Genomic DNA, 15,518 nt, shown 5'->3' with positions numbered 1-15,518 from the left:
AGCAGTAATAAAGAACAGAGCAGTAATAAAGAACAGAGTCAGCAAAAAAACAACAGTTGGATAAAAAATAAGGCGACCTTTAGTCAATCTTGCCCCATGCCGGGGAATGTATTAAAACAGAAGCTTCGAGCCTGTGCATTAAAGCTTATTACCATGTTTCAGGGATATGGAGATCTTGATAATCCATTACACGGCGACCCAATTGATCCTGATGATGCCGCAGAGAGGCTCTTTAAAGATCCGGCTGAATTTTGCAGAAAACTTAATCCACACACCCGTGAAAGCAAAGTCATTCACTGGGACTGGGAAAGAGATCAGAAAAGATGTGTTATGGTACCACCGAGCTATGCTTTGATGGTAACAGCACCAAAAATATTTCGGGCAGATATAAGATGTGACAATACCATGACAGATCAAGGTATCCACTGGGGAAACCATTTTGAAATAAGAGGAAAAAAAGCCGGGCAACAATCCTGTTCAGGAGAACTCTCTCCAGGATATGAATCAGTAAACGTAAGTAAGGAATACGCATCAGGAAGACTTAATGCCGGATATCTATCGGAGATGGTTACTTCAGGATATCCATCAGAGCCCATTACTGTGGGATACGAGGAGGGGCTTCCCATGGGAAATGGCCATTTTTTTGCCATTTTTCCACCATTAAAGGCTAATATCAAAGGGAAAGCAAGTCCTGATATTCAACACAGGCGACTTACCCTTGGGGTACATTTATATACACATTCAGATACCCTGAAATCAAAAGAGTGTTTGGAACCAGACTCTACCCTGAAAGCCAGAGCACCACTGCTCTATCTTGCCTCACATGAAAACCTTGCAATGCCAACATACTGGAACCGTCATGATATACTTCCTGACTCTTCATTAAAACTTCTGGGAACCAACCAGAAAGGAGCAATGCTGAGGGCATCAGCCTGGTGGGGTCACCTTGAAAGCAGATATGATGCTCTTCTGGCAGCAAATCTTAATCCCGATTACCCGGAAAACAGATGGATAATGCTGTCCCGCTACAGGATATGGGTGGTTTACCGTGGCTACTCAAGGGAACTTTCCTTAGATTGCCTGGATCGATTTTCGCTTTCAGAAAATGGCGGTGCTGTGTGGCTTTTCAGCATCCCCACATGTGAAGGTGAACATCTTTGTATTGAAGTTAATCTTCAAATGAAGGAGAAAAAAAATCAGACACTGATGCAGATTCACCACTGTGATAAAGTCAAAACATTGATGCAGATTCACCACTTTGATAAAGTTAACTGTGAAAAACCTTCATTGTCGAACCCAACGCCCACCCAAGACCATTCTTATGACCAAAAAGTAAAAATAATCATACGCCCTGACATTGAAAATCGCTCTTTCCATGACACTGTCAAGGCATGGATGGGTCCTGAAACCCAATGGAAAAAAGCAATTCAGGGAACAGAAAACAGCTTTACATTCTCTCCTGACCCTGAAAACGGAGCTTATCTACATATCTGCACATCCCAAGGAAGCTTTACAACAGAGCCGGAATGGCATTATATGGTGCATCACCCCATGGAGGCACTAAGGGGGCTTGATCCTGATTCCGATCTTTTCAGCCCTGGTTTTTTTACTGTTTTTCTGAAAAAAGCCGAACAGGTAACGCTCATGGCATTATGCAGCCGGAAACCCCATGATGATAGTCAAATAAACTTTCATGATTGCGAAGAAGTCACAACGACACATGAAAGTCCCTATATATCAAAATGTTATGGAGATCCTCTAACAAAACCATCATGTTTAAATCAAATGATCACCACAGATCATGAAAATAATGACAGGCATTTTCAAGGTAAAGATTTTGCAACTCAACCCGATCAGCAATGCCTCAGCTCCGGAACTTATCAAAACTTATCTCTTCCCTTTGCCAAAGCACTTCTAAATTCTATGGATGCATTTCTTGTGGAGAGAGGAAAAGATAAAAGCGTAATTGCCGGTTACCCATGGTTTCTGGACTGGGGAAGGGATAGTCTTATCTTCAGTAGAGCCCTTATTGAAGTTGGGAGAATGGATGATGCAAAGGCCATCCTGCGCCTGTTTGGTCAATTTGAACAAAATGGAACTCTTCCAAACATGATCTGTGGAAGAGATGCAGGCAATCGTGAAACATCTGATGCACCATTATGGTTTTTTGCTGCATGCCGTGAAATAACAGAAAAAGAAGGTGACAATTTCCTGCATGAAGACCTTGGTCAAAGGAGCATCAGGGATATCCTGATATCAATGGGGCACTCTTTTATCAAGGGCACTTCTACAGGTGTTATAATGGATCAAAAAACATCCATGATTTACAGTCCGTCACATTTCACATGGATGGATACAAACCATCCGGCCGGTTCTCCAAGGCAGGGCTATCCTGTGGAAATTCAGGCTCTATGGCACTATGCCCTTACATTTCTTGCCAGAATTGATCATGCAGAAAATCGTGATATATGGCAAAAAACTTCGGATAACCTTGCTCATAACCTTATAAATCTTTTTTACCGTCCGTCAGATGGCTATTTTTCCGACTGCCTCCACCTTGATAAAATGGAGAGCGCCCTTAATGCAAAAGCTGATGATGCCCTCAGACCAAATCAACTTCTTCTGATCACCTTGGGGGTAATTAAAGATGAAGATATGTGCATCAAAACCCTGGAGTCCTGCATGGAACTTCTTATTCCCGGTGCCATCAGAAGCCTTTCCAGCAGAAAATTGAAATATCCTCTTGAAATTCACCACAATGGAAAACTTTTAAAGGATCCATATTATCCTTATAGTGGCCAATATAAAGGAGATGAGGATACGCAAAGAAAACCTGCCTATCACAACGGAACTGCATGGACATGGCCTTTTCCTCTTTTCTGTGAAGCATGGGCAAAGACCTTTGGAGACAAAAGCCATGGGACAGCTCTTTCATGGCTTGGAAGTGCCCTGGATCTACTTAAAACAGGTGCGGCCGGCTATCTTCCGGAAATCCTTGACGGTGATTTTCCCCATAAGCCCGGAGGATGTGATGCCCAGGCTTGGGGAAGCAGTGAATTTGCAAGGGTGTGGTCAAAACTTTTTGAAAAATCTCTGTAACAACTTGTTTTTTTGGCATTTTTAATATCAACCCAAAAGTAGTTTACACTTTTTTGAAAATTTTGAACCATTATTAAACGGGCATGATTGATTACGTATCAATCACCCCCAAATATAAAAATGATAGTCATTTTCACGGTAAAGGATTTAAGGATTAACATGATGAAAAATCAGGATAATCCCTTAATCATGAAAATCATGGTTCAAAAAGATGTCTAAACCGAAAAATGAAGAGTGCAAAATTTGAAAGTTCAATAGATGAATGGACATTTAGCAAGAGAGGTTGCAAGTCATGCCAAACGCAAAATACAGACCCAGGGTGCTTATCGTCACACCCGAAGTGACATATCTTCCTGAAGACATGGGCAACATGTCAAATTATTCGGCAAAAGCCGGCGGACTTGCAGATGTATCAGCAGCACTCATAAGCTCCCTTTTTGACCTTGGCGGAGATGTTCATGTAGCACTTCCTGATTACCGTTCTCTTTTTGATGGCTATCTGCCTAAACTTTTCAACAAGGAGCTTAAGAGAATCAAAGAGCGTATAGAGAATGAAAGGATTCATCTTGCTGAAGACAGGGTTTTTTACTATCTTACACATGTCTATTCAGACTATTTTGAAACAAATCTAAAAGTAGCTCTTGCCTTTCAGCGTGAAGTCATGAACAACATCATTCCCCGTGTCAATCCCGACATTATTCACTGTAACGACTGGATGACAGGCCTTATTCCAGGCATGGCAAGGCAACTTGGTATTCCGTGTCTTTTTACAATACACAATATCCACACAGTTACAGCAACACTTGAGGAAATAGAAGACAGAGGTATTGATGCCGCAGCCTTCTGGCATCATCTCTATTTTCGGAGAAAACCTGAAAACTATGAAGAGAGCCGTGAAGGTAACGACGTAGATTTTCTGGCATCCGGTATTTTTGCGGCACACTATGTTAATACCGTCAGCCCCACTTTCCTGAAAGAGATCATAGAGGGTCAACATCCATTTGTTGAACCATGTCTTAGAAAAGAGCTTTCCAACAAATGGTTTGCAGGGTGTGCTGACGGAGTTCTTAATGCTCCTGACCCTGAGTTCAATCCGGCAATTGACGAAATGATACGCTACAACTACGGCCCAAGAAATCATCGAATTAAAAAACGGGACAACAAACTCTATCTTCAGGAACTTTTGAATATGGAGACAGATGAAAATGCGCCTCTTTTTTTCTGGCCATCCCGCCTTGACCCTGTACAGAAAGGATGTCAGCTTCTTGCAGATATTCTCTATGATATTGTTTCACATTGGTGGGAGCAAAAACTTCAGGTTGTTTTTGTGGCATCAGGATCATTTCAGAAGCATTTCAGAGATATTGCCACAATTCACAACATAAAACGCAGAGTCTCGGTTAACGATTTTTCAGAAGTGCTTTCCCACCAGGCATTTGCTGCTGCCGATTTTCTGTTGATGCCATCAAGTTTTGAGCCATGCGGGCTGCCCCAGATGACAGGCTGCATATACGGGACACTCCCTGTTGTCCATGACACCGGGGGACTTCACGATACAGTAAGGCATCTTGATCCATTTACAGGAGAGGGGAACGGTTTTGTATTTAAAATACATGATTCAAGGGGACTTCGGTGGGCAGTGGATGAGGCCATGGCATTTTATCTGCTTCATCCTGATATAAGGGAAGCGCAGATCCAGCGTATCATGACCCAGGGGGTTCTGGAGTTCAACCATACAGCATGTGCAGAAAAGTATATAAATCTCTATGAAAAGATGCTGCAACGGCCTTTTATTGTATAACGTACATGGCGGATGCCCGCCACAATCGAAGAAATGAAAGTTGTTTTAAAAACAGCTATTTATTGAGACTTTCATATAAAATAACTGCTGAAAAAACAATAATGTGTCGATTTTGAATAAATCTGGAAAAGCGGGCGTCCCTCCTGCTTCGTTTAAATCAAAATGGGAAAGTAATTTCCTGCTCATTCCTTAATTTAATCTTATCTGGATAAAAAAATGTCATCGCTGTACTGTTCATCAGGTTTAGAGACTATTCACATCCTTTACACATCAAACCACACCCCCCTTTCAAAGGAAAAATGGTATAAATACACACAATACATGCCTGAAAAATTTATGGAGCGAATTCAAAAATTCAGACGATGGGAAGACAGGCAGAACAGTCTGACGGGACGGTTACTTCTAAAAAAGGGTCTGTCATTACTTGAATATCTACCCGGCAATGAATCCATTCAACTTGATTCCATCAAATTGACTCACCTTGGCAAACCCTACTTTTCGGAACAGGTCACCTCCTATATTAAATTCAATATTTCACACTCTGGACACTATGCTGTATGCGCTCTCCATTCAAAGCAAATAGGAGTGGATATTGAAAAAATACATCCAGTATCCATAAGCGATTTTCATTCTATACTCACATCTGAAGAAGAGATACAGATAAAAAAATCAATAGACCCCTTAAGAGATTTCTTCAGTGTCTGGACCCGAAAGGAGGCTGTAATCAAGGGTAAAGGTACGGGGCTTTCAAAAGAGTTATCTTCAGTATGCGTTAGCAAAAATCCTGTGAAATTAGATGAAGAGAGCTGGTATCTGTATCCCATCCACATTGCTCCAGAATATTCAGGGCATATTGCCACAGAAGAAAAAGAGCCTCGTATTATAATGAAGCAGATTTTTTTCTAACCTGCTGCAATAATTTTATCATCAATCATTTATCATCCTTCATATCACCCCAAAAAGACTGTATTCTTGACTTTATTCCTGTTCAAGGATAGGTTTGAAATAGTCTAAACGAGCATTGCGGATACCCGCCAAAACTGAAAATATGAAAGGCGTTTTAAAAACATACTATTACCGAGACTTTCATAGAAACCTTCATAATAAAGAAGGATATTACCATGCACCCTTTTTTTTGTGACAAGACCAAGCTTTTACTTATATCAGGCCCATGTGTCATTGAAAATGATGAGATTACATATAAAACAGCCTCACATTTAAAACAGATAACATCTGAACATGGTTTTCCATTTGTTTTTAAAGCATCATTTGACAAGGCAAACAGGACTTCCCACAGATCATTCAGAGGCCCAGGCATTAAGGAAGGGCTTGATATACTAAAACAGGTAAAAAACTCCCTAAACATAAAGATAATATCTGATATCCATTCTCCTTCCCAGGCAAGTCCCGCGGCTGAAGTACTTGATATCATACAAATTCCGGCATTTTTATGTCGCCAGACTGACCTTATACGTGCAGCAGCAGAAACCGGCAAACCGGTTAATATAAAAAAGGGCCAGTTTCTTTCTCCGTGGGAATGTCAAAACCTAATTGACAAAGCAAGACAATTCGGATGCAATCAGGTTAGCATAACAGAGCGGGGAACAACCTTTGGTTACAATAATCTCGTTGTTGATTTCCGTTCGATTGAAATAGTAAGAGACATGGGGGTGCCGGTTATCTTTGATGCAACACATAGTGTCCAGCTACCTGGAGGAGGAGTTACCTCATCTTCGGGGGAGAGCCGATTTGCTCCATCCCTTGCAAAAGCTGCTGTTGCAGCAGGTGCTGACGGGATATTCATCGAAACCCATCCTGACCCTGCCAACGCACTTTGCGATGGGCCGAATTCCATACCACTTGATAAAATGAGCAATCTTTTATCCACACTTTCAAAAATAAAGAAAGCTGTTTGCAATGAATAGCAAAGACAAACGAAACAACACAGCACAATCGAATAAAACAAACACCAAGCAAGATATTCTTGCCGGCATCAAACTGCTTTTAATGGACGTTGATGGAGTCATGACAGACGGAAAGATTACATACACAGATTCCGGTGAGGAGATAAAAAGTTTTTCTGTTAAAGATGGCCTTGGTTTAAGGCTTTTGATGGATTCAGGTGTTAAAGCAGGTATTATTACAGGAAGAAGCTCCGGTGCTCTGAAAGCCCGATGCAAAAATCTTGGAATTGATATTCTTTACGATGGCATTAAAGACAAAAAAGAAGCATTAAATACAATACTTGCTCTTCATAATATGGATTACCAAGAAACAGCCTTTGCCGGAGACGATCTGCCGGATATTGAGGTCATGAAAATGTGCGGTATCTCCTTTGCAGTTGCCGATGCAGCAAAGGAGGTGGCTGATAATGCAGACTTCATAACAGTACACAGGGGAGGAGATGGAGCTGTCAGAGAGATATGCGAGGAGATACTTAAAGCAAAAGGCATCTGGTATAAAATTATTGAATCCTTCAACCATGAAGACCTTAACAGAGAGTGTTTCATCAAGTAAATGTCAAGAGATTAGTTTTAAAATACTTAAGGATGCAGCAAAATCTTATGTTTTTAAACAAAGCACGAATCAAAAAAATCAAGCTTATATCCATAACACTGCTGTGCATTATTCTGGTTGGCCTTGCGGGAACATATTACATTGAAAAGCTTACTTCAAAAGACAATATCATTGAAAATATAAAAATTGACTCTGAAGCCACCCTGGCACTCAAGTTCATGAAACACACCTCATCAAGAAACGGCATAAGGGAATGGATACTTGAAGCAGACTCTGCACGCCATATAAAAAATGAAGCTCTTGCCATACTGAAAAAAATAAGATTAACTTTTTTCCTTGATGATGGAAAAAAACTTTACGCAACAGCAGATGAAGGCACCATGAGTACACTTTCCCATGACATTACACTTTCCGGCAATGTTAATCTTGAATACATGGAGACACTTCTGAAAACTGAGCAGTTGCATTATGAAAAAAAAAGCCATATAATATATTCAAATGTCCATGTAACGATAACAAACAAAACATCCGTTATAAAGGCAGATACAATTACTTATAATCTGACCACAAACCAGATTATTTTGGAAGGTCATGTTAAAGGGTTCTTTTCAGAAATTCCTGATTTTTGATAACTCTTTTAAACGGACATGGCGGACGTTCCGCTACCCTCGAACATAAGAATAATGTATCTATTTACACGATAAACGGGCATGATTGCGTATCAATCAACCCCAAGTATAAAAATGATAGTCATTTTCACGGTAAACGGTCATGACCGGCATTCAGCCACCCCCGAATATGGAAATTTGTATCTATTTCCACGGTAAACGGGCATGATTGATTACGTATCAATCACCCCCAAATATAAAAATGTTAGTCTTTTTCACGGTAAAAATAAACTCTTACAGATACTTTCTAACAGATAACATAAACATACAAGAGTAACATGCCTAAAAATTTTATTAATTTTTTACTTCTTCTTTTGACCTTATCTATTTCATGTCAGGGGCAACTTCGAGCTGACCAGAAACAGGAAAGCAACACTTCTATAAATACCCCTATGAAGATTTCTCAGAAGAAAAGCTCAGTCTCCCGACCTGTTGAGGAACCCGATTCTGAATCCAGAGTTGAGGAACCCCATTCTGAAACCAGACAAAGGGAAAACAATAAAAAACTTGTTATTACTTCAGACTCCATGACCGTTGAAAAAGCATCATCCACAATCCGCTTTTCAGGAAATGTTGTTGCAACCAGGGAGAATGAAGTTATCAAGGCTGATACAATAACCGTAACCCTTGAAGAGAAAAAAGAGAAAACCTCTTCGAACAATGATGCAAAGCAGGATATCAGGGAGATGACAGCATCCGGCAATGTGCAGTTCACCTCTGATAACAAAAAGGCATTTGCCGACCATGCCATATACAGGACAGCAGATCAGACACTTGTGCTTACAGGTGACTCCCCAAGGGTTGAGACAGATGACAGCTATATCACAGGGAAAAAAATCATACTTGACCAACTCACAGGAAAAATCACAGTTGAAGGTGATGGTGCAAGAAGAGTTGAGGCTCTTTTCAATTCCAGAGATACTATTGTAAAGCCCTGAGCCAGACAAACCGGAATCGTAATCAAGCAATGCTTTTTCAAAAAACATAATCAGAGAAGCACATTTATGCTCTCCTTCACCATAACATCAGAAAAAACAAAACAGCAACATAGAACAAAGCGGCAATAAAGAACAAAGCGGCAATAAAGAACAGAGTCAGCAAAAAAACAACATTGAGACAGGAATCCCAAAGGCCATTTGACTGTGATTACCCTTGAGTTGAAAAAACTTGTCAAAATTTATAACGGCAAAGCTGTTGTTGATTCTGTTGACATTAAAGTTGAACAGTGCCGTGTTACAGGGCTTTTAGGGCCAAACGGTGCAGGCAAGACAACGACTTTCTACATGGCAGTGGGAATGATAAAACCAGATAAAGGTGAGGTTTTTCTTGACCAGGAAGCAATAACAGACTATCCAATGTACATGAGGGCAAGAAAAGGCATAGGCTATCTTCCCCAGGAACCGTCTGTCTTCAAAAAACTCACGGTTAAACAGAATATTACAGCAATACTTGAATTGCTACCGGAAAAAAGAGCACACCTTGATGAAAGAGCAGATGGTCTCATGAAAGAACTTGGTATAAGTTCTCTTGCAGACAGAAAGGCAACAGTTCTGTCAGGTGGAGAGAGAAGACGCTTAGAAATTGCCAGGGTGCTTGCAACTGATCCTGTTTTCATCCTTCTTGATGAGCCTTTTGCAGGCATTGACCCACTTGCTGTTGCAGATATTCAGAACATAATTACACACCTGACACACAAAGGAATAGGGATTCTCATTTCAGACCACAATGTAAGAGAGACCCTTGGTGTGTGTCATACAGCTTATATAATGAGTCAGGGGAGCGTCATTGAATCAGGACCGCCTGATGCAATTGCCGCAAGTAAATTAGCAAGAAAATTCTATCTGGGGGATAATTTTAAACTCTGATATGTCATTAGGATTACAGCAAAACTTAGCACTGACACAACAGCTTGTCATGACGCCTCAGCTTCAGCAGGCCATAAAACTGCTCCAGCTTTCCCGCCTTGAACTTGCAAGCATGATACAGCAGGAGATGGAAGAAAATCCGGCACTGGAAGAGGTACCTTCAGAGCCACCTGCTGAATTGGAGTTTGCCGATACAATGCCCGAAGAACCCAAAAGTGATGAGGGGCTGAAGGAGGTGACCATTGAAGAAAAAGTTGGCAATGATATAGACTGGGAGAGCTATATTAATGAGTATAACTCCACAGGAAGGACTCACACGGAAAGAGATGTCCAGGAGGCACCTAACTACGAGGCTTTTACCAGCGCAAGGGAAACCCTTGATGACCATCTTCAGTGGCAGCTTCTGATGCATGGCTTTACAGATGAACAGCAGCAGATAGGAAGCCTGATTATTGGCAACCTTAATATTGACGGATATCTTTGTGCATCAATTGAAGAAATTGCTGAAACAGGCGGCTTTTCCATAGAGGCAGTTGCAGAAATGCTTGAAAAAATGCAGGATTTTGATCCCCCGGGTATCTGTGCAAGAGATTTACAGGAGACTCTTCTTATACAGATAAGAAGACTGGGAATCAAGGAGCCTCTGCTGGAAAACATCATCAAGGGCCACATCAAAAATCTTGAAAACAAAAATTATAAAAAAATTGCTGCAGCCCTTGATACAAAAATTGACAAGGTTATATATGCAGTAAACATAATAAAATACCTTGAGCCAAAGCCGGGACGGCAATTTGCAACCGATGAGTCCCATTACATTATACCAGATATCCATGTCTATAAAGACGGGGATGATTTTAAAATTGTAATGAATGATGATGGGCTGCCCAAACTGAAAATCAACAGGCTCTATAGAGATGCTGTTTCCAACGGCAAAGAGCTTTCCAAAGAAGCCAAGACATACCTGAATGATAAAATGCAGTCTGCATCATGGCTCATTAAAAGCATTCACCAAAGACAAAAAACCATATACTCTGTAATGGAGAGTATCATAAGATTCCAAAGAGAATTTTTTGAAAAAGGCGTTGCCTATTTAAAACCCATGATACTTAAGGATGTGGCAGAAGATATAAATATGCACGAATCAACCATAAGCAGGGTTACTACTAATAAATATGCCTACACTCCACAGGGACTTTTTGAGTTGAAATATTTTTTCAACAGTTCAATTCAGCGTACTAACGGTGATTCTTCCATGGCATCCGAAAGCGTCAAGGAGAGGATAAGAATTCTCATTGATCAGGAAGACCAGAAGAATCCATTAAGCGATAATACCATAACCGAAATACTGGCCGAGTCAAATATCAAAATAGCCCGCAGAACCGTTGCAAAATACAGAGAAATGCTTCATATTCTGCCATCAAGTAAACGAAAACAATTTTGACAGGGAGGTTTTATGCAAACATCAGTAACTTTCAAAAAGATCGATCCTTCCGATGCTCTCAAATCCTATGTTCAGAAAAAATTAGACCGATTTGACAAGATGTTGGAAACACCTGCCGAAGCAAATGTTGTACTCTCAGTAGAAAAGATAAGACACATTGCTGAAATTACTCTTAATTGTGACAAAGTCAGTATCCATGCACGGGAAGAATCCGAAAACATGTATGCTTCCATTGATACATTAATGGACAAGGTCAGGGTACAGATCAAAAAAAACAAGGAAAAGATGAAGCGTCACATGTCCGGTAAAAAGGACAGCATAAAAGATGATGAAATTGAGCTGGAAAGACCTGAAGACGAGGTTGAAGAAAAAAAAACCCTTTGACATAGTTGTAGAAGTCCTTGACTACAAACCAATGGATGTTGAGGATGCAATAGCTGAACTGAATGCAGGAAAAGAGACATTTTTTGTGTTTAATAACTCAAAAACCGAACAGATGAATGTCCTTTACAGGCGATATGACGGAAGCATGGGTCTTATTCAGCCTCAATAGACGCTATAATATTGATTTTCAGATAAATAACTTTCTTGCAAGGTCATGGCATGCCGTTATCCTAACCATTCACAACGAAAAATTTATTAATCTGGAATGCTATAGAAGCCAGCGTGACAAAATATTGTCACGCTGTGAAATCAAAGTCTGGTACCAAATGATGTATATTACTTCTGTTCCAAGGTAACCCATTTAATGAAAATATCAGAAATTCTCCATAAAAACTCAATTATTGCAAACCTGAAATCCAGAGATAAAAAAGGCGTTCTTGAAGAACTTGCAACAGCCGTCTCTGCCATTGCCAACACAGAGACCAGGGATATTGTAAAGGTGCTCCTTGAAAGGGAACAGCTTGGCAGTACAGGGATTGGTGGCGGTATCGGAATCCCCCACGGAAAGCTTGCAACCATAAATTCTATTGTTGTAGGATTTGGCTTAAGTCAGGAAGGGGTTGACTTTGACTCTCTGGACAACAAACCTGTTCATATTTTTTTTCTGCTTATAACCCCCACCAATTCAACAGGCAGTCACCTTAAAGTTCTTGCACAGATTTCAAGACTTCTTAAGCGGACCGATTTCAAGGAGAGCCTTCTTAAATCGGAATCAGTTGATGAAATCATGGGAATAATTCATTCGGTGGATGAAGATTTCTAATATGATGAAAGATCAGAAAATCTTTATTATTACAGGCATATCAGGCTCAGGGAAAAGTACTGCAATGGCTGCATTTGAAGATGCAGGTTTTTATTGCGTGGATAATATGCCCATGGAGCTGCTTCCAAAATTTCTTGATCTTCCCCTTAAAAATGATCCAGGAATAAATGGACTTGTATTTGTAATGGATATGAGAGAAAAAAAATTTGTCACTCATTACTCCATAACAATTGATTTACTGAAAAAAAAAGGTTTTAAACCTATTATCCTCTTTTTGGATGCAGATGAAAACACCCTTATAAAAAGATACAGCCAAACGAGACGCCACCACCCGATATCCAATGATTATGGCCTGATCAACAGTATCCGATCTGAAAAAAAAGAGATGTTCAACATAAAAAACAGCTCTGACACAATCATTGACACATCAAAGTACACCCCGCACCAGCTCAAGGCCAAAATTCTTTCAATTGCAACAGAGGATACTTCCGAAGTATCTTCACCATCCATGAAAACCAACATTATATCTTTTGGTTTTAAATATGGCATACCCCGTGATGCTGATCTTGTTCTGGATATGAGGTTTATTACCAATCCATATTTCATTCCATCCCTCAGAAATCTGGATGGAGAGTCCAACGCAGTGAAAGACTTTGTTCTGTCACAACCAGAGACAAAAATCTTTATTGAAAAATATTTTGCACTACTTGACTATCTTCACCCTCTATATCAAAAAGAAGGAAAAGCATATCTTACCATTGCTGCAGGATGCACGGGAGGACGCCATAGAAGTGTTGCAATTGCCAGAAAAACATTTGAACATTTTAATAACAACGGCATAAAAGCCGTTATTATCCACAGAGATATTGACAGGGATTTAAAGGAAAAATGACAGGGATATTGCTTGTAACACATTCCGATCTTGGCAAAGCACTGATTGAAACACTTGAATTTATCTTAAATGAAAAAATTGACAATATTCTTTCAGTATCCATAGATATCAGAGAAAACCCGGAAACACTCAGAAATAAAATCAAAAAAGGTATCAAGAAAGTAAAAGATGGGGATGGCGTTATTATATTTACAGATATGTTTGGAGGAACTCCATCAAATCTAAGCTACTCATTTCTTGAAGAAGGTAGTGTTGAGGTAATTTCGGGAGTAAATCTTCCGATACTGCTTAAAGCCGTCAATCTGAGAACAAAAAAGACCATTTCAGAAGCAGTCACGCAAATTGTAGAGCATGGTAAGCGGAGTATTTCCCTTGCAAGCGGCATTTTAAAAGGAGAAAACAGATGACAAGAACACCACTGATTGCCGGTAACTGGAAGATGTTTAAAATGGGTTCAGAAGCTGTAAATACAGTGAGAAAGCTTGCTGAATTGACAATAGGCACAAATAACCGTGACATAATGATTGCCCCGCCCTTTCTGGCAATCCCCCTTGTATATCAAGAGTTAAACAACTTAAATAACGCCTTTAAAAAAGAGAATAAAACTGAGTCCAGAATTAGCATAGGGGCACAGAATCTTTACCATGAAAATCAAGGTGCATATACAGGAGAAGTATCAGCTCCTATGATAAAAGATGCAGGGGCAACTCATGTAATTATTGGCCATTCAGAACGCAGGCAGTACTTTGGTGAGACAGATGAGAGCATCTGCAAAAAAATAGGAGCAGCGTTTGAATCTGACTTAACGCCTGTAATGTGTATTGGCGAAACTGAATCTGAAAAAAATGAAGAAAAAACCTTTTATGTGCTTGACAAACAGATTAGAAATGGGTTAAAAGGCTTTCGTTCTGATGAGCTTTCATCACTGGTTATAGCCTATGAGCCAGTATGGGCGATAGGTACAGGCAAGACAGCAACTTCGGATCAGGTTGAAGATATTCATAAAAAGATTCGATCTCTTTTAAAAGAGATGTTTGGAGTTGAATTTTCAGAATCCCTCAGGATATTATATGGAGGTTCTGTTAAGCCTGATAACATAGCTGATCTTATGAGCAAGCAGAACATTGACGGTGCATTGGTTGGTGGTGCAAGTCTTGATGCTGAAACCTTTGCAAAAATTGTTAATTTTTAAAAAAATTTTGATACGGTCCGGAAAAGAGCTAAAGAGACCATCAGATTTTAAAGAGTGCATATTTAAAGAATGCATAAATAAAGCATATTTTTAAGGACAGAGTTAATATGACAGGAATTGTCTTATCCATACATGTAGTTGCGTGCATTCTTTTAATACTGATCGTACTTCTTCAGACAGGCAAAGGTTCTGATATGGGTGCATCATTCGGCTCTGCATCCGGAGGTCAGGCATTTTTTGGAAGTACAGGCCCTGCAACTGTTTTGAGCAAAATAACAACGGCTGTTGCAGTAATATTTATGTTGACATCTCTGACACTGGCATATACATCAGGTCATAAATCAACAAAATCAATTATGTCTGAGTCAGTTATTCCAATCGAAAAAAGTGTTGACAATAATTCAGAAAGTGATACAAGCAAAGCAGCAGAGTAAATGAGATAAAAAGAACTGATAACAAACATATTATACTAAAGATATCAAGCCGAAGTGGTGGAATAGGTAGACACGCACGCTTGAGGGGCGTGTGGGGCGACCCGTGGGAGTTCAAGTCTCCCCTTCGGCACCAAATATTTGTAGAAGCCACATTCATTGTAAATGATTGTGGCTTCTGTTATTTTTGGGATAGAACAAAACCATGAGTGATGATGAAAAAACAAAACCTGTTAACTGTCGGCAATGTTCACATTTTTATATTACCTGGGAAATGCAGCATCCATATGGTTGCAGGGCCATGGGCTTTAAAGGCCGGACACTACCCTCAATAACTGTCTATCGTTCCACTGGCCAGCACTGCCTGATGTTTAAAAAACGCTTCAAAAAAACAACTAATTCTTG

At 40.0% G+C, this 15,518-nt stretch carries 16 protein-coding genes and 1 tRNA gene; all 17 read left to right on the top strand.

Annotated elements, in window-relative coordinates; translation table 11 throughout:
- The coding region (locus MTBBW1_RS27620) for an amylo-alpha-1,6-glucosidase (protein WP_186440999.1) at nucleotides 1-3,099 on the top strand (3,099 nt) is incomplete at its 5' end.
- Between the two features lie 292 nt (nucleotides 3,100-3,391).
- Nucleotides 3,392-4,900 (top strand): glycogen synthase, encoded by a 1,509-nt coding sequence (locus tag MTBBW1_RS00455; RefSeq protein ID WP_080797648.1) that lies wholly within the window; start codon nucleotides 3,392-3,394, stop codon nucleotides 4,898-4,900.
- Nucleotides 4,901-5,116: 216 nt separating this feature from the next.
- Nucleotides 5,117-5,806 carry a 4'-phosphopantetheinyl transferase family protein gene (locus tag MTBBW1_RS00450; RefSeq protein WP_080797645.1) on the top strand — a complete coding sequence of 230 codons (690 nt, stop codon included), beginning with the start codon at nucleotides 5,117-5,119 and terminating at the stop codon, nucleotides 5,804-5,806.
- A gap of 215 nt (nucleotides 5,807-6,021) precedes the next feature.
- Nucleotides 6,022-6,825, top strand: coding sequence for a 3-deoxy-8-phosphooctulonate synthase (gene kdsA / locus MTBBW1_RS00445; RefSeq protein WP_080797643.1), 804 nt, complete (start codon nucleotides 6,022-6,024; stop codon nucleotides 6,823-6,825).
- The gene (locus MTBBW1_RS00440; RefSeq protein ID WP_080797641.1) at nucleotides 6,818-7,417 is read left to right on the top strand and encodes a KdsC family phosphatase; all 600 of its coding nucleotides are present in this window, start codon (nucleotides 6,818-6,820) and stop codon (nucleotides 7,415-7,417) included. The genes kdsA and MTBBW1_RS00440 overlap by 8 nt, the downstream gene beginning before the upstream one ends.
- Before the next feature lie 47 nt (nucleotides 7,418-7,464).
- On the top strand, nucleotides 7,465-8,046 hold the full coding sequence (gene lptC / locus MTBBW1_RS00435; RefSeq protein WP_186440998.1) for an LPS export ABC transporter periplasmic protein LptC: 582 nt from the start codon (nucleotides 7,465-7,467) through the stop codon (nucleotides 8,044-8,046).
- A gap of 317 nt (nucleotides 8,047-8,363) precedes the next feature.
- Complete coding sequence (locus tag MTBBW1_RS00430) at nucleotides 8,364-9,023, top strand: LptA/OstA family protein (RefSeq protein WP_080797638.1); 660 nt, start codon at nucleotides 8,364-8,366, stop codon at nucleotides 9,021-9,023.
- Between the two features lie 204 nt (nucleotides 9,024-9,227).
- Entirely contained in the window at nucleotides 9,228-9,950 is a 723-nt protein-coding gene (gene lptB, locus MTBBW1_RS00425; RefSeq protein ID WP_080799603.1) for an LPS export ABC transporter ATP-binding protein, read from the top strand.
- Between the two features lies 1 nt (nucleotide 9,951).
- Nucleotides 9,952-11,391 (top strand): RNA polymerase factor sigma-54, encoded by a 1,440-nt coding sequence (gene rpoN, locus MTBBW1_RS00420; protein WP_080797636.1) that lies wholly within the window; start codon nucleotides 9,952-9,954, stop codon nucleotides 11,389-11,391.
- Between the two features lie 12 nt (nucleotides 11,392-11,403).
- Nucleotides 11,404-11,775 carry a ribosome hibernation-promoting factor, HPF/YfiA family gene (hpf, locus tag MTBBW1_RS00415; RefSeq protein ID WP_186440997.1) on the top strand — a complete coding sequence of 124 codons (372 nt, stop codon included), beginning with the start codon at nucleotides 11,404-11,406 and terminating at the stop codon, nucleotides 11,773-11,775.
- Nucleotides 11,753-11,944 (top strand): sigma 54 modulation/S30EA ribosomal C-terminal domain-containing protein, encoded by a 192-nt coding sequence (locus MTBBW1_RS28045; protein WP_186440996.1) that lies wholly within the window; start codon nucleotides 11,753-11,755, stop codon nucleotides 11,942-11,944. Before hpf ends, MTBBW1_RS28045 begins: the two co-directional genes overlap by 23 nt.
- Nucleotides 11,945-12,139: 195 nt before the next feature.
- Nucleotides 12,140-12,598, top strand: coding sequence for a PTS sugar transporter subunit IIA (locus MTBBW1_RS00410; RefSeq protein WP_080797634.1), 459 nt, complete (start codon nucleotides 12,140-12,142; stop codon nucleotides 12,596-12,598).
- The gene (rapZ, locus tag MTBBW1_RS00405; RefSeq protein WP_245809197.1) at nucleotides 12,585-13,490 is read left to right on the top strand and encodes an RNase adapter RapZ; all 906 of its coding nucleotides are present in this window, start codon (nucleotides 12,585-12,587) and stop codon (nucleotides 13,488-13,490) included. The genes MTBBW1_RS00410 and rapZ overlap by 14 nt, the downstream gene beginning before the upstream one ends.
- Nucleotides 13,487-13,897, top strand: coding sequence for a PTS sugar transporter subunit IIA (locus MTBBW1_RS00400; protein WP_080797632.1), 411 nt, complete (start codon nucleotides 13,487-13,489; stop codon nucleotides 13,895-13,897). Before rapZ ends, MTBBW1_RS00400 begins: the two co-directional genes overlap by 4 nt.
- Nucleotides 13,894-14,682, top strand: a complete 789-nt coding sequence (gene tpiA / locus MTBBW1_RS00395) for a triose-phosphate isomerase (protein WP_080797631.1) — start codon at nucleotides 13,894-13,896, stop codon at nucleotides 14,680-14,682. Before MTBBW1_RS00400 ends, tpiA begins: the two co-directional genes overlap by 4 nt.
- 107 nt (nucleotides 14,683-14,789) lie before the next feature.
- Nucleotides 14,790-15,116: a preprotein translocase subunit SecG gene (gene secG, locus MTBBW1_RS00390; RefSeq protein WP_080797629.1), complete on the top strand. Its 327-nt coding sequence runs from the start codon at nucleotides 14,790-14,792 to the stop codon at nucleotides 15,114-15,116.
- A gap of 48 nt (nucleotides 15,117-15,164) precedes the next feature.
- A tRNA-Leu gene (locus MTBBW1_RS00385) sits at nucleotides 15,165-15,249 on the top strand.
- Nucleotides 15,250-15,518 lie beyond the last annotated feature (269 nt).

The organism is Desulfamplus magnetovallimortis, from assembly GCF_900170035.1.
Lineage (GTDB): Bacteria > Desulfobacterota > Desulfobacteria > Desulfobacterales > Desulfobacteraceae > Desulfamplus > Desulfamplus magnetovallimortis.
Note: the sequence above shows the minus strand (reverse complement) of the source record. Positions and strands in the feature narration are given on the sequence as shown.

Excerpts from the sequence above, each read along its gene's own strand:
- lptC (WP_186440998.1), top strand. The coding sequence starts at position 7,465 with ATGTTTTTAAACAAAGCACGAATCAAAAAAATCAAGCTTATATCCATA.
- hpf (WP_186440997.1), top strand. The coding sequence starts at position 11,404 with ATGCAAACATCAGTAACTTTCAAAAAGATCGATCCTTCCGATGCTCTC.
- MTBBW1_RS00450 (WP_080797645.1), top strand. The coding sequence starts at position 5,117 with ATGTCATCGCTGTACTGTTCATCAGGTTTAGAGACTATTCACATCCTT.
- kdsA (WP_080797643.1), top strand. The coding sequence starts at position 6,022 with ATGCACCCTTTTTTTTGTGACAAGACCAAGCTTTTACTTATATCAGGC.
- MTBBW1_RS00410 (WP_080797634.1), top strand. The coding sequence starts at position 12,140 with ATGAAAATATCAGAAATTCTCCATAAAAACTCAATTATTGCAAACCTG.
- rpoN (WP_080797636.1), top strand. The coding sequence starts at position 9,952 with ATGTCATTAGGATTACAGCAAAACTTAGCACTGACACAACAGCTTGTC.
- MTBBW1_RS00400 (WP_080797632.1), top strand. The coding sequence starts at position 13,487 with ATGACAGGGATATTGCTTGTAACACATTCCGATCTTGGCAAAGCACTG.
- secG (WP_080797629.1), top strand. The coding sequence starts at position 14,790 with ATGACAGGAATTGTCTTATCCATACATGTAGTTGCGTGCATTCTTTTA.
- MTBBW1_RS00430 (WP_080797638.1), top strand. The coding sequence starts at position 8,364 with ATGCCTAAAAATTTTATTAATTTTTTACTTCTTCTTTTGACCTTATCT.
- tpiA (WP_080797631.1), top strand. The coding sequence starts at position 13,894 with ATGACAAGAACACCACTGATTGCCGGTAACTGGAAGATGTTTAAAATG.
- MTBBW1_RS00440 (WP_080797641.1), top strand. The coding sequence starts at position 6,818 with ATGAATAGCAAAGACAAACGAAACAACACAGCACAATCGAATAAAACA.
- rapZ (WP_245809197.1), top strand. The coding sequence starts at position 12,585 with ATGAAGATTTCTAATATGATGAAAGATCAGAAAATCTTTATTATTACA.
- MTBBW1_RS00455 (WP_080797648.1), top strand. The coding sequence starts at position 3,392 with ATGCCAAACGCAAAATACAGACCCAGGGTGCTTATCGTCACACCCGAA.